Annotated in this window: 23 protein-coding genes; 11 read left to right on the plus strand and 12 right to left on the minus strand. The window is 45.1% G+C overall.

What is annotated here, in order from left to right:
• Positions 1-214 precede the first annotated feature (214 nt).
• Positions 215-2344 carry a TonB-dependent siderophore receptor gene (locus AB4405_RS00420; RefSeq protein ID WP_372059189.1) on the minus strand — a complete coding sequence of 710 codons (2130 nt, stop codon included), beginning with the start codon at positions 2342-2344 and terminating at the stop codon, positions 215-217.
• Positions 2345-2573: 229 nt separating this feature from the next.
• On the opposite strand from AB4405_RS00420, the gene AB4405_RS00425 reads away from it, so the two are divergent.
• From AB4405_RS00425 to rpoS, 9 genes are all read left to right on the plus strand, one after another.
• A complete protein-coding gene (locus AB4405_RS00425; protein WP_372059190.1) occupies positions 2574-3224 on the plus strand; it encodes a PilZ domain-containing protein in 651 nt (216 codons plus the stop codon).
• A gap of 118 nt (positions 3225-3342) precedes the next feature.
• Positions 3343-3624, plus strand: coding sequence for a cell division protein FtsB (gene ftsB / locus AB4405_RS00430; protein ID WP_102468292.1), 282 nt, complete (start codon positions 3343-3345; stop codon positions 3622-3624).
• Positions 3621-4331 (plus strand): 2-C-methyl-D-erythritol 4-phosphate cytidylyltransferase, encoded by a 711-nt coding sequence (gene ispD, locus AB4405_RS00435; RefSeq protein WP_372059191.1) that lies wholly within the window; start codon positions 3621-3623, stop codon positions 4329-4331. Before ftsB ends, ispD begins: the two co-directional genes overlap by 4 nt.
• The gene (ispF, locus tag AB4405_RS00440) at positions 4328-4807 is read left to right on the plus strand and encodes a 2-C-methyl-D-erythritol 2,4-cyclodiphosphate synthase (protein ID WP_372059192.1); all 480 of its coding nucleotides are present in this window, start codon (positions 4328-4330) and stop codon (positions 4805-4807) included. The genes ispD and ispF overlap by 4 nt, the downstream gene beginning before the upstream one ends.
• A gap of 12 nt (positions 4808-4819) precedes the next feature.
• Positions 4820-5851 (plus strand): tRNA pseudouridine(13) synthase TruD, encoded by a 1032-nt coding sequence (gene truD, locus AB4405_RS00445; RefSeq protein ID WP_372059193.1) that lies wholly within the window; start codon positions 4820-4822, stop codon positions 5849-5851.
• 5 nt (positions 5852-5856) lie between these two features.
• Positions 5857-6627, plus strand: a complete 771-nt coding sequence (gene surE / locus AB4405_RS00450; RefSeq protein ID WP_372059194.1) for a 5'/3'-nucleotidase SurE — start codon at positions 5857-5859, stop codon at positions 6625-6627.
• Positions 6628-6630: 3 nt separating this feature from the next.
• Complete coding sequence (locus tag AB4405_RS00455; protein ID WP_102468297.1) at positions 6631-7254, plus strand: protein-L-isoaspartate(D-aspartate) O-methyltransferase; 624 nt, start codon at positions 6631-6633, stop codon at positions 7252-7254.
• Positions 7255-8193 carry a peptidoglycan DD-metalloendopeptidase family protein gene (locus AB4405_RS00460; RefSeq protein ID WP_372059195.1) on the plus strand — a complete coding sequence of 313 codons (939 nt, stop codon included), beginning with the start codon at positions 7255-7257 and terminating at the stop codon, positions 8191-8193.
• 177 nt (positions 8194-8370) lie between these two features.
• Positions 8371-9348, plus strand: coding sequence for an RNA polymerase sigma factor RpoS (rpoS, locus tag AB4405_RS00465; protein ID WP_102468299.1), 978 nt, complete (start codon positions 8371-8373; stop codon positions 9346-9348).
• 82 nt (positions 9349-9430) lie between these two features.
• Here rpoS and AB4405_RS00470 read toward each other — a convergent pair whose 3' ends face one another.
• The 3 genes from AB4405_RS00470 to AB4405_RS00480 form a co-directional block, all read right to left on the minus strand.
• The gene (locus tag AB4405_RS00470) at positions 9431-10042 is read right to left on the minus strand and encodes a TIGR04211 family SH3 domain-containing protein (protein ID WP_102468300.1); all 612 of its coding nucleotides are present in this window, start codon (positions 10040-10042) and stop codon (positions 9431-9433) included.
• Positions 10043-10261: 219 nt separating this feature from the next.
• Complete coding sequence (locus AB4405_RS00475) at positions 10262-11524, minus strand: inorganic phosphate transporter (RefSeq protein WP_102468301.1); 1263 nt, start codon at positions 11522-11524, stop codon at positions 10262-10264.
• A gap of 119 nt (positions 11525-11643) precedes the next feature.
• The gene (locus AB4405_RS00480) at positions 11644-12324 is read right to left on the minus strand and encodes a TIGR00153 family protein (protein ID WP_102468302.1); all 681 of its coding nucleotides are present in this window, start codon (positions 12322-12324) and stop codon (positions 11644-11646) included.
• A gap of 205 nt (positions 12325-12529) precedes the next feature.
• Here AB4405_RS00480 and AB4405_RS00485 point away from each other — a divergent pair, with 205 nt between their 5' ends.
• Positions 12530-14047, plus strand: coding sequence for a CYTH domain-containing protein (locus AB4405_RS00485; RefSeq protein ID WP_372059196.1), 1518 nt, complete (start codon positions 12530-12532; stop codon positions 14045-14047).
• Positions 14048-14078: 31 nt separating this feature from the next.
• Here AB4405_RS00485 and AB4405_RS00490 read toward each other — a convergent pair whose 3' ends face one another.
• Positions 14079-14840, minus strand: a complete 762-nt coding sequence (locus AB4405_RS00490; RefSeq protein WP_372059197.1) for a potassium channel family protein — start codon at positions 14838-14840, stop codon at positions 14079-14081.
• Between the two features lie 133 nt (positions 14841-14973).
• On the opposite strand from AB4405_RS00490, the gene AB4405_RS00495 reads away from it, so the two are divergent.
• On the plus strand, positions 14974-16230 hold the full coding sequence (locus tag AB4405_RS00495) for a methyl-accepting chemotaxis protein (RefSeq protein ID WP_372059198.1): 1257 nt from the start codon (positions 14974-14976) through the stop codon (positions 16228-16230).
• A gap of 111 nt (positions 16231-16341) precedes the next feature.
• Here AB4405_RS00495 and panC read toward each other — a convergent pair whose 3' ends face one another.
• From panC to sfsA, 7 genes are all read right to left on the minus strand, one after another.
• Positions 16342-17229 (minus strand): pantoate--beta-alanine ligase, encoded by an 888-nt coding sequence (gene panC, locus AB4405_RS00500; RefSeq protein WP_372059199.1) that lies wholly within the window; start codon positions 17227-17229, stop codon positions 16342-16344.
• Between the two features lie 8 nt (positions 17230-17237).
• Positions 17238-18032, minus strand: coding sequence for a 3-methyl-2-oxobutanoate hydroxymethyltransferase (gene panB, locus AB4405_RS00505; protein ID WP_372059200.1), 795 nt, complete (start codon positions 18030-18032; stop codon positions 17238-17240).
• A 24-nt stretch (positions 18033-18056) separates the two neighbouring features.
• On the minus strand, positions 18057-18542 hold the full coding sequence (folK, locus tag AB4405_RS00510; RefSeq protein ID WP_372059201.1) for a 2-amino-4-hydroxy-6-hydroxymethyldihydropteridine diphosphokinase: 486 nt from the start codon (positions 18540-18542) through the stop codon (positions 18057-18059).
• Complete coding sequence (gene pcnB, locus AB4405_RS00515) at positions 18539-19897, minus strand: polynucleotide adenylyltransferase PcnB (protein WP_102468309.1); 1359 nt, start codon at positions 19895-19897, stop codon at positions 18539-18541. Before pcnB ends, folK begins: the two co-directional genes overlap by 4 nt.
• An 87-nt stretch (positions 19898-19984) precedes the next feature.
• Complete coding sequence (gene gluQRS / locus AB4405_RS00520; protein ID WP_372059202.1) at positions 19985-20872, minus strand: tRNA glutamyl-Q(34) synthetase GluQRS; 888 nt, start codon at positions 20870-20872, stop codon at positions 19985-19987.
• 188 nt (positions 20873-21060) lie between these two features.
• Complete coding sequence (gene dksA, locus AB4405_RS00525; protein ID WP_102468311.1) at positions 21061-21507, minus strand: RNA polymerase-binding protein DksA; 447 nt, start codon at positions 21505-21507, stop codon at positions 21061-21063.
• A gap of 132 nt (positions 21508-21639) precedes the next feature.
• Complete coding sequence (gene sfsA, locus AB4405_RS00530) at positions 21640-22350, minus strand: DNA/RNA nuclease SfsA (protein ID WP_372059204.1); 711 nt, start codon at positions 22348-22350, stop codon at positions 21640-21642.
• Positions 22351-22366 lie beyond the last annotated feature (16 nt).

Raw genomic sequence — 22366 nt, forward strand, 5'->3', positions numbered from 1 at the left:
TTCCATTTAGATGTCTTTGAAAGGTTATGATGCTGATGTGTCAAACTGGCGTAGGAACGATGGAGGATGGGTGACGTATTGATGTCAGAAGAGTGACAGTGGAGATGGATGGGTACACATTTGCTTGGAATGAAGGTTGTCAGCGTGCGTTATTTTGGAATGAAAAAAATAAGAAAGAGTGCAGATGCACTCTTTCTTTAACTAGGGTGTAGAATTAAAACGTTGCGTTTACTGATAGTTTAAAGCGACGTTCATCACCGTAATGGACATCGTTAATTACGCCAGTTGAAGAGTACTCACCACCGCCGCCAGTGCCGGCAATGTATTCTTTGTCGAATAGATTCTCAATGTTAAATCGGAAGTCCCATACCACGTAATCACTCTTAATCTTGTGGGATGCACCGGCATCGAAACGTGCATAACCGTCTAGTTTTAACGTATTCGCATTATCAGCCCAGCGCTCTCCTTGGTAGAACAAGCCAAGGTTTAATGCTGTTGCCTCTGTCATCGCGTAGCGAGTCCATGCGGAACCACTCCATTCAGGTACGTTTGCAGGACGCTTATCTTGATACTGGTCGTGCTTATCAAAATTCGCGTCTAAATACATACCGGATGCCATGACGAACCATTTATCTGAGATTTGACCTTGCGCGCCCGCTTCAGCACCTTGGTGATGTTGAATACCGTTTTGTGTCGTGATGCCATTCTCTGTGATACTGATGTTTTTTTTCTCAATATCAAAAACAGCACCCGTTAGCAGTAAGCGATTATCCATCAACTCCCATTTAGTCCCTAGTTCATATTGACGACTGTTTTCAGGTGTTCGTTCGGTAATTGAGTTATCGTCATTGACGACATTTGAGACGGGATTAAAGCTCTCAGAATAGTTAGCATAGATACTACCATTGTAGCTAGGGTGGAAGATTAGCCCAGCTTTTGGTGAAAATGACTGGCTATCATTTGCCCCGCTCACTGTTGCGCCCGATGGGTTTTGACCATCCGCATAATACCAGTCATATCGACCACCGATGAGTGCTTGCCATTGGTCGTTAAGCGTAATTAAATCTTGGGCATAAATACCGTAGAAATTATTTTTGCTCTCATACGTTGAGGTGGCATTATTGTAATCTAGCCCAGGGTTGTCCGGATTTTCTCCTGGCTGAACGATAATACTACTGCCTCTTACGCGTTGCTGTGAATAATCGTAGAACTGACCGTTAGTGCCGAGTAAGAGCTTGTGATCGACGCTCAGAGCGGTAAAGTTACCATGTAAATCAGCGTGGAATGCTTGGGTCTTCCAGTTATCGTAGCGATCAAATGGGCTCATGGTATAGCTTCCATCTGACAGGGTGTCGTCACTCGGGTTGGGTATTGAATCGTAGCGGTGACGTTTCATATCTTGAGCGTTGTAGCTTAGTTTGGCTTCCCACTGACTACTTAAATAAAGCGTTAGGTCTACACCATAGTTTTCAACATCATTATTGATGAATGACCAGTGCGCGTCACGAATCGTGTCTTTATCACCAATCCTGTTGCCGTTAAGATCAAGCCAAGAGCCTGAATCGATAGGTGCGTTATCCTGAGTCTTCTCGTAATTTAATGACAATAAGCCCCAGTCGGACAAATCAGCCTCTATAATGCCGTAACCAAGAAAGCGATCACGTTCACGGTTGTCACCGGTGGCATATTTTCTACTTTCCACACTATCTTGCTTTACTAGAACCGTACGGCCACGCAGTGTGCCGGACTCATTGAGCTTGCCAGATGCGTCGATATGGTAGCGAGTACTACCTAGGTCATCGAAATCAGCGCCAACATTCACTCGTGGCGTGGCGGTTGGCTTTTTGGACACCATATTAACCATGCCACCTGGCGCTGAGTTTCCGTACAAAAGACTGGATGGCCCTTTGATTATTTCGATGCGGTCAAGCGTTTCAATGGGGAGCATATAATGGGTAAATAAAGAATGACCGTTTCTCATATAGCCGTTCGTGGATGACAGCTCAAACCCCCTTATTGAAAAGGTTTCTCTATTCCATTTTTTTGATCCAGCCGTCACACTTGCGTCGTTTTGAAGCGCTTCACCTAAGGTGGTTGCAAGTTGTTCGTCTAGGACAATTTCAGGGATGACACTGACCGATTGAGGAGTCTCTAACATCGTGGTATCTGTTCGCATCGCGCCTGTCGAACTGTCTACCTTATAGTCATCAAAACTCTGAGCATGGACGACCATAGTTTCATCTGTATTTGACTCTGATGATGGTAATTCTTCTGATGCATAAAGAGGGGAGGTGCTGAGTGCGAGTACCACTGCACTACAAAGCGTAGTTGGAGCAAATTTCATTTTAGGCTTTCCTTGCTTACTATAAGCTAAAGCAAATTTTTATTGTTAGTTATGGATGGTGATATGCCATTTATTTAACTGGCGGGATGAATACTAATGATATTTATTATCATTTTCAATCATTAATTTTTACATTCCTTTATATTTGTTGCTTGTGAGCTAAGTGATTGCAAATACTAACTAACTACGATGTAATTCCCCGATTGCTTTTGTCAATGGAGGACAGTCAATGGGGCAGGTTATAACGACATCTCAAGATTACTACCGATACCTGAAGACAGGGATGAAACTGAGCTTGTCCATTGATGGTTGTAGCGAGGTTAAAGGATTATCCGTCGCCTTGATCGGATACAAAATCGACCAGTTTTTAGTCGTTGATATGTTAGGTGTTGACGACGAGCTAATTGAAAGCCTACATGGACAAGCACTTGTGGTAAGAGGGTTAACCGACAGTAGCTATGGTCATGTTATTGCTTTTAAATGCAAGTGGTTGGCGCTATCGGAGGTGCTTTGTAAGCAGTTGTACCTATCGATACCAGATAAAATCATTGCCAAGCCAATTAGAGAGCACTCTCGTTACAAGTTAGAACTTGTATGCAATGTCTCCTTTGGCAAATCGAGTATTGATGGAGCGATCGTTGACTTTTCTGTTTCGGGGTGCGGTGTGTATACCGAACAACCCCATGATTACTGTAAGGGCTTAAAGGTGAAAATTGAGTCCGAGCTAAATCGCTTTTTACCCAGCACAATTATGTTTGAAGTCGTGAGCGTAAAGAAACACGCGCGGGGTTCGTTGATTGGTATTCAGTTTGATCAACAGGTATTGATGTCGAATGCGCTGAAGAATGCGCTGGCTGAAATGTCACTACAAGCGACCTAGTTGTGTCAGTATTTGCTCTTTTTAGCCGTGAGGTGAACACAAGCTTCGTCTTCGCTTATTTCAAAGTGTAAACTGTGGTATATAAAGGGTTAATTTTTTCGGTGGAATGTTCCAGTTTATGCGTATCTTTACTCTCGTATTACTCGTAGCTTTTTCATGGCTGCAATTTACATTGTGGTTTGGAAAAAATGGGGTTGTTGATTTCAACCAAGTTGAGAGTGATATAAAGGTTCAGCAACAAGTGAACAGTAATTTGCAAGTTCGCAATGATGAGATGTTTGCTGAAATAGACGATCTTCGTCAGGGACTTGATGCTATCGAAGAGCGAGCAAGACATGAACTGGGATTGATTCAAGATGGTGAAACCTTCTATCGAATCATAGGTGAGGAAAACCAGTGAGCGAAACGTATCCCCCAATCGTCGCTATTGTCCCTGCTGCCGGTGTCGGTAGTCGGATGTTAGCGGACAAGCCCAAGCAATACCTGCCAATATTTGGAAAAACAATTTTAGAACACACCATTACTAAACTATTGGCGCACCCTAGCATTAATAAGGTGGTTGTCGCGCTTGGTGAACATGACCCGTATTACCCTGAGCTTGAGATAGCGAGTCACCCTTTAGTTATCCGTGTTTCGGGTGGCAAAGAAAGAGCTGACTCAGTACTGTCTGCGGTGAATTACACAAGAAAACAAACGCCGAATGCTTGGTGCTTAGTCCATGATGCCGCCAGACCTTGCGTCTCCTTAGATGATATTACTAAACTTATCGAACAGGTGATGCCAGACACCGTCGGCGGCATTCTAGCATCACCGGTTAAAGATACGATGAAAAGAGCCAGTAACAATAACTGCATCGACCACACCGTCGATCGCTCTGGATTATGGCATGCACTCACTCCTCAGCTGTTTGAGGTGAATCGCCTACATGCCGCGCTGACCGATGGTCTAGTAAGTGGTGCGACGCTAACCGACGAGGCGTCGGCTATTGAACGCCTAGGACAATCACCAGTACTGGTAGAAGGGCGCGGTGATAACATCAAGGTAACGCACCCGGAAGACTTGGCGCTGGCAGAGTTTTACTTATTGAAAGAGGAACAACACAAATGAGAATTGGTCACGGCTTTGACGTACATAAATTTGGTGGTGATGGACCGATTATCATTGGTGGTGTTTCTGTCCCTTATGAGCAAGGATTGCTGGCGCATTCTGATGGTGACGTTGCCCTGCATGCGCTTTGCGATGCATTATTAGGAGCTATTGCTGCCGGTGATATCGGCCGTCACTTTCCTGACACGGATGATGAGTGGAAAGGGGCAGATAGTCGTGCATTGTTGCGCGATGTGTACGCAAAAGTTCGTGCAAAGGGCTATGAATTGGTCAACGCAGACGTAACCATTATGGCCCAAGCACCCAAAATGGCACCGCACATCGAACAGATGTGTCAAGTGATTGCAGAAGACCTTGATACCGATATTGAGAACGTAAACGTCAAAGCAACCACCACGGAACGACTAGGCTTTACAGGACGTAAAGAAGGCATTGCCACAGAAGCTGTGGTTCTAATCACTAAAACCTTGTCCTAATAGGCACCAGTAATGACAATAAATATAGACGGTTTGGCGTTTCAACACGGTAAACCAACCAGCGATGCGAAATTCAAAGCTTGCAACGAAGATTTTGTAGTGAAAGAAGTGCTGGGCTACGCGCTTGCCGGAGAAGGCGAGCACTTAATGCTACGTATTCGAAAAAATGGTGAAAATACCAGTTTTGTTGCCAACGAGCTGGCTCGGGTGTGTGGCGTTAAATCGAAGGATATCGGTTGGGCGGGCCTTAAGGATCGCCACGCAGTGACGGAGCAATGGCTGAGCATTCACCTGCCGAAGAAAAACGTGCCGGACTTTACTGAGTTTCTGTCTACTTATCCAAGTATTGAAATTGTCGATACAACTTGGCATAACAAAAAACTGCGCCCTGGCGATCTTGCAGGCAATGACTTTGAAATTAGATTGACCGATGTTTCTGATATAGAAGCCGCGCAAGCCAGAGTTGCGGCGATTATTAATAATGGTGTGCCTAACTATTTTGGCCCGCAGCGCTTTGGACATGAGGGTAATAATGTGGCGGAAGCTCGACGCTGGGGTCGAGAAAACGTACGTACCCGCAACCAAAGCAAACGAAGCATGTATTTGTCTGCTGCTCGCTCTTGGATTTTTAACCATATCGTGTCTGACCGCATTGAACAGCAGTGCTATGATCAAGTGTTGGTTGGCGATGTCGTGAGGGTTGATGGACAACCCCTGTTGGTGACTGAAGTTAACCACGATGATGCCATTGTGATGCGCTCAGCTATTACGGCGGCATTGGCAGGTGATAATGCTCTTCCTACGCAAGGTGATGCGTTGGCATTAGAGCAGCATCATCTCGATAATGAAGCCGATTTGATGTTGCTCATTCGTGGCAATAGGATGCGACATGACCGCCGTAACATCACCTTGATGCCTGAACATTTAAAAATGGACGTAGAAGAAAACGCACTGCGACTGAGTTTCTTCTTAGATTCGGGCAGTTTTGCGACCTCAATCTTACGAGAAATTGCAGTACTAGAAGAAGTAGAAAGACAATTCTAATTAATATGACGAAGACAATAGTAACCAAACCCAAAATACTGATAAGCAATGATGATGGTGTCCATGCTGAAGGCATTCGCACGCTCGCCCGCGTCTTGCAAGACATGGCTGATATTGTCATTGTTGCGCCAGACCGAAATCGCTCTGGTGCATCGAATTCGTTGACCTTGGAGCAACCGTTGCGGGTGAACGAGATAGAGCCTAATGTTTTTTCGGTACAAGGGACACCTACCGATTGTGTTCACTTTGCGCTTAATGAGCTAATGCGTGATGAGATGCCGGATCTTGTACTATCAGGGATCAATCATGGTGCCAACCTTGGTGATGATGTGCTGTATTCGGGTACAGTTGCAGCCGCGATGGAAGGGCACTTTCTTGGTGTTCAGGCGATAGCTTTCAGCTTGGTTGGGCGTAATAACTTTGAGGCTGCCGCTTTAATCGCTAAGCAGTTTGTAGAGCGTCATTTCAACCAGGCCGTTCCGACCAATCGATTATTGAACATTAACATCCCAGATCGCGAGTTGGCTGAACTTGTCGATATCCGAGTGACTCGCCTTGGGGCTCGGCATCATGCTGAAAACATGATTAAGCAAAAGGATCCAAGAGGGCATGATATATATTGGCTTGGACCTCCGGGTAAAGAGCAAGATGCCGGCGATGGCACAGACTTTCATGCTGTAGAACATGGCGCGATATCCGTGACGCCTTTACAGGTTGATCTGACTGCCCACGAAGCCTTGGGTGCAATGAAAAAGTGGATAGTAGGGAGACATTAATCAATGAATCCGCAAGCAGCGAGATTAGTTGAATTCTTAAAGGGACATGGTATTTGTGACGAGAACGTGCTGCTGGCTATTCTTCAGATACCAAGAGAGCAATTTGTTTCCCAAGCAATGATTCATCAAGCGTACGACAATAATGCACTGCCCATTGGTAGCGGACAAACCATTTCTCAGCCTTATATTGTGGCTAAGATGACCGAATTACTGAACCTAACACGAGCAACAAAAGTGCTAGAGATTGGTACGGGCTCGGGCTATCAAACGGCGGTCTTAGCGCAGCTGGTGGAGCACGTGTGTTCGGTTGAGAGAATTAAAGCGTTGCAATGGGAAGCCAAGAGACGACTCAAGCGACTCGATATTTATAACGTATCAACTAAACATGGTGATGGATGGCAAGGGTGGCAAGCCAAGGGCCCGTTTGACGCCATTATTGTGACTGCAGCGGCGGCGTCAGTCCCAGATGCACTCCTTTTACAGCTTACCGAAGGGGGACGACTCGTGATCCCAGTCGGAGAGAATGAACAACAGTTATTAAAAATTACCCGTAAAGGTGATAGTTTTATAACAGAAGTAGTTGAATTAGTAAGGTTTGTTCCTTTGATTGCAGGTGAACTCGCGTAAATGCAAAGTGTTTTGAGACGAGGTATTTGGATTTTATCCTTATCTGGTGTGCTAATTGGGTGCACCGGACACTCGCGTGCACCTGTCTCAGATCTGGGAGGAAAGTACGAAAGTGTCTCTAGAGGGAGTTATAGAGGCAGTTTTTACGAGGTGCAAAAAGGCGACACGCTATATTTCATTTCTTACGTCACCAACAAGGATGTTAAGGAATTGATTCGATTAAATAACTTAAAATCTCCCTATACGATTCACCCTGGTGACCGCCTCAATTTATGGCGCAGTGTATACGCACCACCGTCTTACGCCGGTTCAGGTTCTGGCGAGGCCGCTGCTGCAACAACAGTAGCGGCAGCGTCTGCATCCCCTAAGCCTGAGCCTGCGAAAGCAACAACGAAAAAGCCTGCGAGTTCAACGAATAACAGCGCGCAAAAAACCACCAACAAGAAGGTTGAACAATCTAAGCCAAAAGAGTATGGTGAATCTAAAGGTAAACAAAATGTTAATAACACAAAACCCAATACGGCAAAACAAACCACGGTAGCGAGTAAACCTAAAAAACCGCCAGCGGCTAAAGTATCAAGCTGGGTTTGGCCAACCAAGGGTCGAGTGATAAAGAACTTCTCTGTAGGGGACCAAGGAAATAAAGGTATCGACATTGCGGGTCAAAGAGGACAAGCAATTGTTGCCACTGCAGGAGGAACCGTCGTGTATTCGGGCAACGCACTTAGAGGATACGGTAATCTTGTTATCGTCAAACATAATGACAGTTACCTCAGTGCTTATGCTCATAACGATCGGTTATTGGTATCGGAAGGACAAAGTGTTAAGTCTGGGCAAAAGATCGCTACCATGGGTAGCTCAGGTTCTAACAGTGTAAGGCTGCATTTTGAAATTCGTTATCAAGGTAAATCCGTGAATCCAAAGCGCTATTTACCTTAGCGGTAGAGTAATGGTTTTGGGAGCATGGCTTTTGAAGTCAAAGTTTTTAGGAAAAAGTGTTTTCGTACAACGTTATTCTCGTACAAAAAGCTATTTGCACATTAATTGATTTGATCAGGATAGGTTAGCGACATAGTTGAGTAGTCATGTTTTGCTAGCTCGCCAGGGGGAGGCACTATGGGAATCAGCAATGCAGTAACTAAAAATGAAAAATTCAACACTGAGAATGAAATGGCAGTGGTTGGAAATACACGGACTAAAAAAACGAAAGTTGAAAAGGAAGATAAAGAACAATTTGACGCCTCTTCCAAAAGTCTCGATGCAACACAGTTGTATTTAGGCGAGATTGGCTTCTCTCCACTCCTAACCGCAGAAGAAGAAGTGCTCTACGCACGACGCGCACTCAAAGGTGACGAGGCAGCACGTAAACGTATGATTGAGAGTAACCTTCGATTGGTGGTTAAAATTTCTCGTCGTTACAGTAATCGTGGCTTGGCACTACTTGACCTTATTGAAGAAGGTAACCTTGGCTTAATTCGAGCGGTTGAAAAGTTTGATCCTGAGCGCGGATTTAGATTCTCAACCTATGCCACATGGTGGATTCGTCAAACGATTGAACGTGCCTTGATGAATCAAACTCGCACCATTCGTTTACCTATCCATGTCGTCAAAGAACTGAACATTTACTTGCGTACTGCTCGAGAGTTGTCTCAAAAGCTCGATCATGAGCCTACCGCTGAAGAGATCGCTCATCAGTTAGATAAGCCCGTCAGTGACGTATCCAAGATGCTGCGCCTTAATGAACGCATTAGTTCCGTTGATACACCAATTGGTGGCGATGGTGAAAAAGCGTTACTGGATATTATCCCTGACTCAATGCACTCTGATCCTGAGTTTTCGACTCAAGACGACGATATAAAAGCGTCTTTGATTCACTGGCTTGATGAACTAAACCCTAAACAAAAAGAAGTACTGGCAAGACGTTTTGGGCTGCTTGGCTATGAGCCATCGACCTTAGAAGAAGTGGGAAGAGAGATCAGTCTTACTCGAGAACGTGTTCGTCAAATTCAGGTAGAAGGGCTACGTCGATTGAGAGACATCTTAATCAAGCAAGGTCTTAACATGGAATCATTGTTTAATTTTAACGATGACTAGTCCTTTGACTAGAGAAAATTAGGTCAGCTCATTGAGCTGAAATAAAAAAACCGCCGTAAGGCGGTTTTTTTAATTGAAGAGGTTACTTCCAGCCATTAGGGCTTTTACGACGACGTGGCATAATATGTGGAAGGATTAAGCCTAGTAGCAGACCAATACCTGCAACGCCACCACCATACATAAAGTATTTAAGCAGCAGGTCTTCTTTTTGTGTGTCTAGCTTTGCTCTCAATTCACGAATCTCAGTTTGAGAAACATTCAGCTGATTACTGATATCTGAGTGGTTTTGCTCAAGCTCGGCAATTTGTGTGTTTCTAGCAGCAAGTGAGCTTGCTAGCCCTTCTTGCTCGCTATCGGCTGTTTCACGAGCACTGGCGAGTTGGCTTTTAACCTGAGCGAGCTCTTTCTCAAGACGCGGTAGGCGTACCGCCATGCTTTCTTGATTGGTGACAAACTTCGTTTCTACCCAGCCTTTGCGGCCACGTGCATCTAGGACTTGAGAAAAGCCGGAAGCACGGTTGGTCGACAACAGTTGAACCTTGTCACCTGCGTTGATACTGCCCACGATACGATATTCATTACTCGGTCCTGAGTGAATATAAGTAAATAATTTGTCGGCAATATAACGTTCTTGAGCCAAAGCGGCTGGTACTACAAACATTGATACTAAGATCATGCAGATCAGTTTTTTCACGATAAGTCCCTTAAGTCTTTCAATGGGGATTAATGATAGTGTGCGACGACTATAGTCTTACGCTGACACACTCAAATTGTAAACTTTTAAGAATGGGCAAATAGTATGAATTTTCTGTACATGGTGCAACTAAGAAGGGAGGCTAAGCCTCCCTTTATTTGCATTTGAGTCAATTATGACGTGAGGTTCACATCTCCCTGACTTAATGATTTACAAGGCTTAGCCTGCAAATGACGCTTGGATACCGTAGAAGAATACAACAGCTAGTAATGCACCCGCTGGAAGTGTCACAATCCACGATGCCACGATGTTACGGACAACACCAAGGTTAAGTGCGCCGATACCACGTGCGAAACCTACCCCTAATACCGCACCAACAAGCGTTTGCGTGGTTGAGATAGGTAGACCTGTACCAGAAGCTAATACAACAGTACATGCCGTTGCAAGCTGTGCTGCGAAGCCTCGGCTTGGTGTCAGCTCGGTAATACCGGTACCAACGGTAGCCATAACCTTGTGACCCATCGTCGCAAGACCAACAACAATACCGAACCCGCCTAGAGGAAGAATCCACCATGCGATAGTGCTTTTCGTTGTGATTTCACCCATGTGCTCAACAGTGGAAACGACCGCTGAAAGAGGACCAATAGCGTTAGCAACATCATTAGAGCCGTGAGCAAATGCCATCGCACATGCTGTGATTACCATTAACACACTGAAGATGCCTTCAACACCACTGAAACCGTGGTCTTCTTCGCGCCCAGCGAATTTACGTTGAATGTAAAGATAACCAGAGACCATGACTAATGCTGAGACGGCTGCCGCCCAAAACCATGCTTCACCATTTGAAAGGTGCAAGCCAACGTGCTTAAGACCCTTCTTAATCGTAACGAGCGCGATAACCATCGTCGTAATGAACATGTACACAGGAACAAAACGTTTGGCATTGAATAATGGCTTTTCAGTATCGAATATCAGTCGCTGTGCACTGACGAAGATGACATAGGCAAAGAAACCCGAGATGACGGGGGTCACCACCCAGCTGCCTACAATACCTTTTACTGATGCCCAATCTACGGCTTCTGTTCCTACAGAGACACAAGCAAAACCAATGATGGCACCAATAATGGAGTGCGTAGTGGATACCGGCCAACCCATGTATGACGCTAGCAATAGCCACGTACCAGCAGCAAGAAGTGCTGACATCATACCGTAAACCAGAACATCAGGTTGGTGGGCAAAAAGTGATGTGTCGATAACCCCTTTACGGATCGTATCGGTTACTTCACCGCCAGCGAGATACGCACCGGCAAATTCGAAGATCATCGCAATGATGATAGCTTGCTTAACTGTTAAAGCTTTAGAGCCAACAGAAGTACCCATTGCATTGGCAACATCATTTGCACCAATACCGATAGCCATTAGGAAACCGAATAATGCCGCAACAATAATTAGGATAGTGCCGTGGTTCGCAAGAATATCCATTGTAATACCTAGTTTTGTTTCATAACAAGCGGAGCAGTTTTAAGGCACGCGCAATACTTAAGCATTGCATTTAGCGCCTAATATCAATTTAGCTCTTTGTTACTTAGTTAACGTATGATTTAAGATCGAGAAAGCATAAGTTCAAGACGAGCACCTACGCGCTGAGCTTGATCTGCAATGCCACCGATCCATTCAAGAATCTTATAAAGGAACATGATATCAATTGGGTTGTTCTCATGTTCAATCGCCATCAGTTGCTGACGAAGCTGAATCTGCATCGCATCAGTATCATCTTCAATGATATCGAGTTGATGAATCATTTCGGCTACAAGCGTCACTTCACGGCCTTTAAAGCCTGTTTCAAGCAGTTCGTCGAGCTCAGTAATTACTTTTTGAGCTTGATTGGCGGCATCGAGACAGCGTTTTACATAAGCAATAAAGTTGTCTTGCATTGGTGTTGGGATGACAAGTTGTCGACCGTAAACACGACCTGCAATGTCTTTAGAAAGGTTCGCGAGTTTGTCTTGCTGTGTAAGCAGTTCTAGCATATCGCTACGATCTACTGGCAAAAACAATCCGCGAGGAAGCTTTAAGCGAATCTCACGCTTCAATACGTCCGCTTCCTTCTCTAGATGAGAAATCTGCGCACGGATCTCGGCTGCTTTCTCCCAATCGCCTTGAAAACTAGTCTCAAAGAAATTGACAAGATGTGAGCAACACTCTGTTACGCACACAACGTGGCGCTGCAAAGGTTTAATAGGGGACTTTGCAAATAACCCCATAATTGTATTCACTGGCATGGTTGTTTAACCTAAAAAATATAACCTGAAATAAACATACACCATATCATGGTGAAATGTTGAGCGATGGCTATAAAGGCGCGCATGGTAACCCATTAAAACTCTGATTTAAACTGTTTTAGATCATGATTTCGGTGATATTTGTCACTTGCCGATTTTGGGAATTGACCATATCCTGTTGAGAGTGTCCTCTAAAGGTATAACTATGGAAACCGAGATAGAACTGAAGTTTTTTGTTTCTCCTGATTTTTCAGAAACTTTGCGAAATAAAATCTCAGAAACAAAAGTACTTCAGCACAGTTGTCGCGAGTTAGGAAACATTTACTTCGACACGCCTGATAACTGGTTGCGCCAACATGATATCGGCTTACGAATTCGCCGTTTTGATGATGTCTTTGTACAGACTGTGAAAACGGCAGGTCGAGTGGTCGCGGGGCTGCATCAACGTCCAGAATTTAATGCGGAGCACACCTCAAACCAACCAGAACTCACATTGCACCCTCTTGATATCTACCCGCAAGGTAAGAGTGTCGATATGCTGCAATCTGAGCTCACTGCCATTTTCTCTACGGACTTTACTCGTGAGCAATGGCTTATTGGTATGCCAGATGGCAGTCAGGTTGAGGTGGCGTTTGATCAAGGCTCGGTGTCTTCTGGCGAACATAGTTATCCTATTTGCGAGGTTGAGCTAGAGTTGAAATCGGGTCAAACCGATGCATTGTTCACGTTAGCGCGCGAATTTTGCAAGTCGGGTGGCATTCGACTTGGAAACCTAAGTAAAGCCGCGCGTGGTTACCGCTTAGCGCAAGGCTATGAGGGCGATGCCGTTAAGCCATTGGCCCTTGTGGATACCGTAGAGTCTGATAGCGTTGAAAGTTGCTTTATTAACTCATTAGAGCACGCTCTAGAGCATTGGCATTATCACGAGCAAATCTATACCGAGCAGGAGTCGATAGAGGCCCTGCATGAAATCAGCCACTCGATTAGTTTTATTCGCCAGATTCTAACGGTTTATGGCGGTATCGTTCCGCGTCGAGCAAGTGCTATTGTCCGTCAAGAGCTGAAATGGCTTGAAGAAGAACTGACATGGTTAAAACATCATGAACATCTAGAAGATTTGCTTGACGATAAAGGTCATGTGCTTAGAAAGCTCGATGCACGTAAGTTCTTGGTCTCTGAGCTGAAAGCACAGCAGCAAGAACTACCTGACAGAGAAGAAATCTTAACACTCATCCACTCTGCTCGTTATGCTGGACTCTTGCTTGATTTAAGCCGCTGGATTCTGTCGCGTGGTTGGCAGCCATTTTTGGATGACAAAGCACGAAATAAAATGCAACAACCGATTAAGGAATTTGCCACTAATCAGCTGTCACGAACTTGGGCTGAGCTAATAGAGGCATTCCCTGTTGAAAAAGTGCTGACGCGTCAAGATTACCTTGAACAACAATATCGCTTAATGAGAAATCTGTATTCAGGTCTTGGGTTTGCCATTTTGTTTGATGTAGAAGAGCGAAATAGCTTCAGGCTACCTTGGGCTGATTTGCTGCAAGGGATAGATGATTTGCTGATGCTCGAGTTGCTAGAGAGTCAAATAGAAAGACTCGAAGGTGACGAGAAAGAACAGCTTAAACGCTGGCTTAGGCGTCAAGAAAGTTCAATCTTGCATGCCATGGAGCAAACAAGGCAAATTAGTATGGAAGTAGAACCGTACTGGCAGTCATAATGATTTGAAAAGAGAGGCTTAAGCCTCTCTTTTACTTTGAATGCTTATCTAAATCTTCTTCAATTTTTGCAATTCGATGTAGTATTAACTCTTGCTGGTTCAATAGTTTTTGCAGCTGTATTTCGGCATGTTTAGAGCGACGTTCGTCTAAGGAGCTTGGAGACGATAGCAAAGACGTGATGAGACCGGAAGTCATACCAAACAACCCCACGCCACAAATAATAATGCCCGCAGCGAGAACCTTGCCTAATGCAGTCACAGGATAGTGATCACCATACCCCACAGTTGATACCGTTACGAACGCCCACCAAACAGCATCGCCGATATGATTAATGTTGGCGTGTGGATCAGAGCTTTCGGCCCAGAGCATCAGTGTCGCCCCTGCGCTGATGAGGAGTGTCAGGATTAATAAAATGGAGACTAAAGTCGTTTCATGTCGGTTGCGCGCTAATTGCTTAAGTATCGTCTCACCTGAACGAATCACCAAGATCACTCTAAATATATGAAATACCCGCGCAAACCGAAGTGGTTCAATCAGTGGAATACTGGCAATAAAGTCGATCCAATGCGTTTTCATAAACTGCACTCGATCTGTGGAGCGGATCAGATCTACGCTAAGTTGCAGCATAAACAAACTACAGATTATAAAGTCTAGGCCGATAAGGATAGAGCGAGTAGCTGAGCTGATGGGGGCAAAAAGCAAGAGTGATATCACAATTAACGCCATGAATGATAAAAAAAGTGATAATAGACTCAATGGCTTAGTTTCAGTTTTGTTATCATTTGCTTTCATACGAGGCTCGAATTAAATAGTCTTATCTCTTGTGCTTCGTTCCAGATGAAAGCAAAACATAAGATTAAGTTAAGTTGGCGGTAATGCTTAGAGGTAACCCTCTAACTATATAATAAATAATGGAGAACGGATAATGACAACACTGGCATTTAAGCCTTGGGAACGACTCATCACCGATGTTCGACTTGTTCCGAAGATGTTGATGTTAATGATCTTTAGCACAATACTTTTGGTCGGAAAACAGCTTTGGGATGCGAGTACTTTTTATGACTCTCTTCTTGCCGCAACCCAAAATGCCAACGTTGCTCAGCAGCATTACGAAGCTTATCTCGTTCAAGTGGTATGGCAAACCGCTATTATGATTGTTTTGTTTGTCGCGATTCTTCTGTTTGCTGCGAAAACGATGCTGAAACAAACGAGTTATCTTAATCAAGCTATCAAGTGTATGGCGGATAAAGATCTTACCGTTCCTATCGTGATGGATTGTAAGGATGAATACGGTGATGTTGCTCGTGAACTGGAACGCACTCGCGTCCAGCTTCAAGATGTCATCAAAACGCAAGTAACGACCTCTCAGGAGCTGTCATCACTAACGGAAGTCATGACGTTGAGCATGTCGGAAACAAAAGAGTCATCACAAGAAGAGTTTCAAGAAATTGATCAGCTTGCGACGGCGATGAGTGAGATGACTTCAACCGTGCAGACGGTTGCGGATCATGCGCAAAATGCCTCTCAGTTAACCGAGCAAGCATCGGGTCAAGCGGAAACCGGTCAGCGATTTGTGCAAGGCACCGTGACAAAGATGAGTGAGCTGTCACAGGATATCTCAGCGTCTGCCGCTGCTGTGAATCAAGTAGAAGAGCGTGTCGAGTCCATAGGCAGTGTGGTTGGTACTATCCAAGGCATTTCAGAGCAAACTAACCTTCTTGCGCTTAACGCAGCTATAGAGGCTGCACGAGCAGGTGAGGCAGGGCGAGGGTTTGCTGTGGTTGCTGATGAAGTCCGTAACCTTGCACAACGTACTCAACAAGCAACCGTTGAGATACAAGAGATGATTTCTCACCTCCAATCGAGCGCAAACTCAGCGGTTGAATTGATGGAAAAAAGTGTTGTAGAGGCCGCCGATGGCGTTGAGCTTGTGACCAATGCGGGCAGCGAGTTGGATGGTATTGTCAGCCAAGTGAATCAAATTAACGACATGAACTTTCAAATTGCAACGGCTGCAGGACAACAAAGCAGCGTAGCCGAAGAGATGAACCAGAATCTAACCAATGTCAGAGAGTTGGTTGAAGCCTCTGTCGTGGTGGTTACTGAGCTCTTAGAAACGTCAGAAATGATGGAAAGTAATGCATCAGAACTGGATTCGAAAATTAGATTGTTCAAGGTATAAACGTTGCACCATTGCTAAAAAGTAAGTACTTAGCTTTTACTTTGTCTGGTGCTTATAAACTAAAAAAACGCTCACAGTGGTGAGCGTTTTTTTATAGGCATGAGCGACAACTTAAGACGCGGGTTGTGTTTCAGCTTCTTGAGATGGCAATGCGAGGTCTAGAACGTGATTATCAATCAAGCGTGCTTGACCTAGGTAAGCTGACATCAAAATGACCGCTTGAGTTGATTCTTCATTAATGGCCTGTAAGGTCACTGCGTCGCGAATAAACAATTCATCAGGTTGAAGATCGGCGGCACGCAATTGGTCGTTAGCATCCTCAATGATAGAGGCGTAATCATGCCTTCCACCACGTATAACACTGCTTATCCAGCGCATCGTCTTCGCTAACACAGGGGCGCGCTGACGTTCATCCATCGTCAAATAGCCGTTACGAGAACTCATGGCTAATCCATCCAGTTCACGAACCGTTGGGACGCCAATAATCTCGATGTCCATCGCTAGATCGCTCACCATCTGACGAATCAGAGCCAATTGCTGATAATCTTTTTCACCGAAGCATGCAACGTTGGGCTGAACGATGTTAAACAACTTAGCGACGATCGTTGATACACCGCGGAAGTGACCCGGACGAGATGCGCCTTCCAACATGCTTGAAATACCCGGTACATCCACGAAGGTTTGCTTATCTAAACCTTGTGGGTACATGATTTCTGGTGTTGGCGTAAAGACTAAATCAACCCCTTCAGCGGTCAATTTACTCAAATCATCCTCAAGGGTTCGAGGATAATTATTGAGATCATCGGCACGCTCAAACTGCATAGGATTAACGAAAATACTGGCTACCACGATATCGGCGTGTTCACGAGCCTTACGGACGAGAGTCAGATGACCTTCATGAAGGTTCCCCATCGTTGGAACAAACGCAATACGGCGCTGTTCACGTTTAAATAGATGGATTTGTTCTCTTAACTCTGCGATATCAGCAAAAGTCTGCATGATTCCCCCTAGGCAATCGTATGAGCTTCATCAGGGAAAGCGCCGCTTTCCACATCAGCAATGTACTTAGCAACAGCTTGGCGAATATCACCGGTTTCCGCTAAGAAGTCTTTAGAGAACTTAGGCATATAATTCGCGGAAATACCGAACATATCGTGCATCACTAGAATTTGACCATCGGTACTATTACCTGCACCGATACCTATAACTGGCACTTCTAAGGCTTCAGTAATGCGTGCCGCAAGAGCCTTGGGGACACATTCCAATAAAACAATTTGTGCGCCGGCGTCTTGGAGTGCTATTGCGTCGCGCACCATTTGGTCCGCTTTTTGAGTGTCACGGCCCTGGACTTTATAACCACCAAAGATATTCACACTCTGAGGTGTCAGGCCTAGATGCGCACAAACCGGAACGGCACGCTCGGTGAGGGTGCGGACGGTGTCAACTAACCAATCGCCCCCTTCAAGCTTAACCATGTTAGCGCCAGCGCGCATAAGGTGGGCTGCATTTTCACACGCCTGTTCTGGTGTGGCATAACTCATGAAAGGCATATCAGCCATCAATAGACTGTTTGGGCTGCCAGCACGAACACTGCGAGTGTGGTAAGCGATGTCTTCAACGGTGACTGGTAATGTGTCGGTTTGGCCTTGAAGCACCATTCCTAAAGAGTCGCCAACCAATAAGACCGGCATATTTTGGCTTTCTAATAATCCAGAAAAACTGGCATCGTACGCTGTCGATGAAGCAAATTTACGACCTTCTTGTTTCCACTTAATCAGGTCATTAATGGTGATTTTTTTCATTTTTTATCCTTATTTGGGCGTTGACTATTGTTGCCAAACGCTCAGCCCATTACGGTCTACTATGGTGAGTAACCTTGCGAGCTCAGTCCCATCAGGGAGTTGTAAATTAGGTTCGATTTCTGCGAGCGGATAGAGAACAAATTCTCTTTCTTTCATTCCGTAATGCGGGACGATTAAACGCTCGGAATCAATAACCTCATTGCCATAAAGAAGCAGATCAAGGTCAAGCGTTCTTGGCCCCCATCGTTCATCTTTACGGACACGCCCTTGCTCTAACTCTATGCGTTGGGTGCAATCAAGTAGTTCAAGAGGCGTTAATTGGGTGTGTATTTTTGCCACCGCATTAATGTAATCCGGTTGATTGGCAGGCCCCATAGGGGTGCTACTATAAAGTGACGAGCAGCTGATCAATTGACTGTTAGGAAGCGCTTTAAGCGCTTCGATAGCATCATTGGCTTGCGTGACCGGATCGGACAGGTTACTGCCGATCGCAATATAACAAGTGATCATTGACTGCTCGAGCTCTTTTTATTTTTTGGTGTACGGCGACGGCGGTTGCCAGACTTCGCTGACGAGCCACCAAGATCATTCACCATGGCTTGACGCATGTTGCGTCCAGCTGATTGGAAAGTCTGCCACCATTTGGCTAACTCGGCGACTTCACCGCCCTCGATTTCGCCACGCATTTCTAAAAAGTCATAACCGGCACGGAACTTATTAAGCTCAGTTAAACGGTAAGCCCGCTTGCCAGTGCGACGAGGTAGACGAAGCTGCAGTTGCCATATCTCTCGGACCGTAGCGGTATGACGCCTTGGAATGGCGGTGGCTTTTACTTGTTCGTCGAGGATGATGTTGCTGGCTTCCATGACGGCATCATAATCGGAAAGATTTTGATTCGCCATAAGCTGAACAGCGTGCTCCATCATTGGGTACCAAAGCATGGCGGCAAACATGAAGGCTGGGTTTACTCGTTTACCTTCTTCGATGCGTTGATCGGTTGCATCTAATACTAGGTCGAGCATCTGTTCAGTTTTTGAGCCGTAGTCTTCAGTTAAATGTGGTGCAATGATCGGAAACAGTTGTTGGAATAGATTGTATTCTCGCATCAAGTGATACGTTTCCAGTCCGCAACCGGCTTGCAGCAGTTTGAGTGATTCTTCATACAATCTGGCTGAAGGAATATCTCTTAGCAGCGGGGCAAGATCTTCGATTGGCGCAGCGGTGTCTTCTTCAATGTCAAAGTCGAGTTTAGCGGCAAAGCGTGCAGCGCGTAACATGCGAACGGGATCTTCACGGTAGCGGACTTCTGGCTCACCAATAAGACGAATGAGTCGGTCTTCTAGGTCTTCTATGCCACCAGCGTAATCGTGAATTGAGTAATCGCCGATGTTGTAATACATCGCATTGATAGAAAAGTCGCGACGCTCTGCATCTTCATCAACGCTACCATAGACGTTGTCGCGAAGTAGCATGCCGTCTTTACTTTGTTGAGAAACGTTTTTCTCTTCTTCTTGGTGGTGACCACGGAATGTTGCAACTTCGATGATATCTCTGCCAAACATAATGTGGGCGAGTCTGAAGCGACGGCCGATTAAACGGCAGTTCCTAAATAAGGTTTTGATTTGTTCTGGCGTCGCATTAGTGGCGATATCAAAGTCTTTTGGTTGTTCGCCTAACAAGATATCACGTACACCACCCCCCACAAGGTAGGCTTCATAGCCAGCGTTGTGCAGTCGATAAAGAACTTTCAGTGCATTGTCACTGATTTTTTTACGCGAGATACTGTGTTCTTCGCGAGAATAGACATGCAGTGCAATGTCACCGTAAACCTCGTGAACATTTTTGGAATTTTCTGTTTTATTCATAATCTTAACGCAGTTTAGGTGAGAGAAAATGACGGTAAATTCGTCACGTTTCGGTCTTGTCTCTTGAATTTTGCCGCTTATGATAGCCTAGAGTGCATCATTTGAGAATGGCGGTTTGATCTTGAGCGCGTCGGGCAGCTGTCCAAGGTGCCAATTTTTGACCCCCCAATTTAGGAGTTCTTGTGGCGTAGCGCTTGTCATATGGTCATCGAGGACAAAACCCAGAAACCGCATGGCCTGGATTAATGTCGGGGTTGGATTGGCCAAATTTATGCCCGCAGCATGGTTTTGTTTGGATAGTTTATTGCCGCTCTCATCAATAGCAAGGGGTAAGTGTAGATAGTCGATGCTGCTTGCCCCTAGTGTTTTATACAAGCTAATCTGTCGGCCGGTCGGCTCAATCAAGTCTGCGCCTCTGACCACCTCAGTGACACCTTGGTAGATATCATCCAAGACGACGGCCAAATTATAAGCAAACAGTCCATCACGACGTTTAATGATAAAATCTTCATGTATCAAGCCTGTCGGAATTGTGAGCGCACCATAACGTTGGTCGTCAAATGATGCCACAGGGTGTTGAAGCGTAAGTCTTACAGCTTGGTTTTCTGAAGGTAACAGGTTTTTGTGACGACACGTGCCTTGGTAAAAACCACCGCTGTCTTTTATTTGTCTTCGAGTACACTCGCAAAGGTAGGCGTCACCGGACGACAACCAATCGTTGATTTGTTGTTGGTAAGCCTCAAGTCGCGAGCTTTGGTATAGCACATCGTCATCCCAGTGCAGATGGTAAGCATCGAGTGTTTTTAGGATAAGCGCTGCTGCACCGTCCACTTCACGTGGAGGATCAATATCTTCAATTCGAACGAGCCATTTTCCAGATTTAGCTTTTGCTTGAAAATAACTACCAAGAGCGGCTACAAGAGAACCAAAGTGCAGGGGCCCCGATGGAGAGGGAGCAAATCGACCTATATACATAGCGTTGACTCATTTCGTGTTGGCTAATAGTGGGGATGATAAAGCTATTGGCTCTCGACAAAAAGAGAGTGTATTGGAAGCAAAGAGTTTGCTTAATAGCAATAAAGAGCGAGTGATATGAGCACCGACTGAATAGTGGGGTGTGAGCGATCAAAAAAGGGAGCGACTGCTCCCCTTTTATCGCTATGTTAGCCTTGCATTTGTCGTTCTTTGATCTCAGCAAGTGTCTTACAGTCGATACATAAATCGGCAGTAGGACGGGCTTCTAAGCGACGAATACCGATTTCAACACCACAGGATTCACAGAAGCCAAAGTCATCTTCTTCAATCTTGTTCAGTGTTTTTTCGATCTTCTTGATCAAGCGGCGTTCACGGTCGCGGTTACGCAACTCTAAACTGAACTCTTCCTCTTGAGAGGCACGGTCAACCGGATCAGGGAAATTGGCTGCTTCGTCTTGCATATGGTGCACAGTACGATCAACTTCTTCCCTAAGTTGGTTGCGCCAAGCGCCTAATATTTTACTAAAATGATCCATTTGAGCGGGTGACATGTACTCTTCACCGGCTTTTTCCTGATAAGGATCAACCCCTGCAATGGCTAGGATGCCTAGCGCTTTTTTCTTTGATTCTGGCATACAGCATCTCCTACTTAAACCTAGTCAACTGAGTAAACAGCTAATTTTAAGGCGGGTATCTATAGCAAAAAGAAATGCCTGTGGCAAACGATGTTTGTTAAAGTTCTTATCATTGTGAACGTGTCATCACTTTTAAACGTAATTGACTCGCGATAAGAGCGTGATTTCATTGTTTGAAAATGACGCCTTATAACAAAGTACTTCAACCCCAGCTTTCCTTGCTTGCTTAAGTAATTGTGAATATTTCGCATCTATATGGAGTGCGGCAGAGACTTTTTCAATACCTGAATGCAAAATAGCGAATAATAATACGGCTCTGCTTCCAGATTGTACCATTTCGGTCAATTCTCTTAGGTGCTTTTGACCCCTAGTGGTTTGGGCATCAGGAAAGAACCCTTGCCCAGAGCTTTGCTCGTCAAGCAGTGTGACACTCTTTACTTCAATGTAGCAATCGACTTGCTCACTGTCTTGCAACAAAATGTCGATTCTGCTGTTTTCTTGCCCATATTTCACTTCGGTTCGCAATGTTTCGTAACCTTTTAACTCTTCAATGACATTATTTTTGATGGCCTCGACCGCCAAGGTGTTCGCTCTTGCCGTATTTACGCAGATCATATGGCCCATGCTAGTTTGTGTCAGCTCCCAGCTATTTGGGTATTTTCTCTTGAGGTTATCTGACGTCGAGTACCACACCTTAGAACCGGGAACTGCACAGCCAGTCATTGCGCCTGTATTCGCACAATGGATAGTGATCTCATTGCCTTCTGAATTAACGATATCGGCTAGGAAGCGTTTATAGCGTTTTATGAGCTTTCCCGACTCTAATGGAGGATCAAAGTGCATTTCGTGGCCATTTTTT

The organism is Vibrio sp. 10N.261.51.F12 (genome assembly GCF_041471725.1).
GTDB lineage: Bacteria > Pseudomonadota > Gammaproteobacteria > Enterobacterales > Vibrionaceae > Vibrio.

Bases quoted from the DNA above. Each gene is read 5' to 3' on its own strand.
- AB4405_RS00425 (WP_372059190.1), top strand. From the start codon at position 2,574: ATGGGGCAGGTTATAACGACATCTCAAGATTACTACCGATACCTGAAG.
- AB4405_RS00495 (WP_372059198.1), top strand. From the start codon at position 14,974: ATGACAACACTGGCATTTAAGCCTTGGGAACGACTCATCACCGATGTT.
- ispF (WP_372059192.1), top strand. From the start codon at position 4,328: ATGAGAATTGGTCACGGCTTTGACGTACATAAATTTGGTGGTGATGGA.
- folK (WP_372059201.1), bottom strand. From the start codon at position 18,542: ATGATCACTTGTTATATTGCGATCGGCAGTAACCTGTCCGATCCGGTC.
- AB4405_RS00455 (WP_102468297.1), top strand. From the start codon at position 6,631: ATGAATCCGCAAGCAGCGAGATTAGTTGAATTCTTAAAGGGACATGGT.
- pcnB (WP_102468309.1), bottom strand. From the start codon at position 19,897: ATGAATAAAACAGAAAATTCCAAAAATGTTCACGAGGTTTACGGTGAC.
- ftsB (WP_102468292.1), top strand. From the start codon at position 3,343: ATGCGTATCTTTACTCTCGTATTACTCGTAGCTTTTTCATGGCTGCAA.
- AB4405_RS00480 (WP_102468302.1), bottom strand. From the start codon at position 12,324: ATGCCAGTGAATACAATTATGGGGTTATTTGCAAAGTCCCCTATTAAA.
- panC (WP_372059199.1), bottom strand. From the start codon at position 17,229: ATGCAGACTTTTGCTGATATCGCAGAGTTAAGAGAACAAATCCATCTA.
- AB4405_RS00460 (WP_372059195.1), top strand. From the start codon at position 7,255: ATGCAAAGTGTTTTGAGACGAGGTATTTGGATTTTATCCTTATCTGGT.
- surE (WP_372059194.1), top strand. From the start codon at position 5,857: ATGACGAAGACAATAGTAACCAAACCCAAAATACTGATAAGCAATGAT.
- panB (WP_372059200.1), bottom strand. From the start codon at position 18,032: ATGAAAAAAATCACCATTAATGACCTGATTAAGTGGAAACAAGAAGGT.
- gluQRS (WP_372059202.1), bottom strand. From the start codon at position 20,872: ATGTATATAGGTCGATTTGCTCCCTCTCCATCGGGGCCCCTGCACTTT.
- dksA (WP_102468311.1), bottom strand. From the start codon at position 21,507: ATGCCAGAATCAAAGAAAAAAGCGCTAGGCATCCTAGCCATTGCAGGG.
- sfsA (WP_372059204.1), bottom strand. From the start codon at position 22,350: ATGCACTTTGATCCTCCATTAGAGTCGGGAAAGCTCATAAAACGCTAT.
- AB4405_RS00475 (WP_102468301.1), bottom strand. From the start codon at position 11,524: ATGGATATTCTTGCGAACCACGGCACTATCCTAATTATTGTTGCGGCA.
- AB4405_RS00485 (WP_372059196.1), top strand. From the start codon at position 12,530: ATGGAAACCGAGATAGAACTGAAGTTTTTTGTTTCTCCTGATTTTTCA.
- AB4405_RS00420 (WP_372059189.1), bottom strand. From the start codon at position 2,344: ATGAAATTTGCTCCAACTACGCTTTGTAGTGCAGTGGTACTCGCACTC.
- AB4405_RS00490 (WP_372059197.1), bottom strand. From the start codon at position 14,840: ATGAAAGCAAATGATAACAAAACTGAAACTAAGCCATTGAGTCTATTA.
- truD (WP_372059193.1), top strand. From the start codon at position 4,820: ATGACAATAAATATAGACGGTTTGGCGTTTCAACACGGTAAACCAACC.
- rpoS (WP_102468299.1), top strand. From the start codon at position 8,371: ATGGGAATCAGCAATGCAGTAACTAAAAATGAAAAATTCAACACTGAG.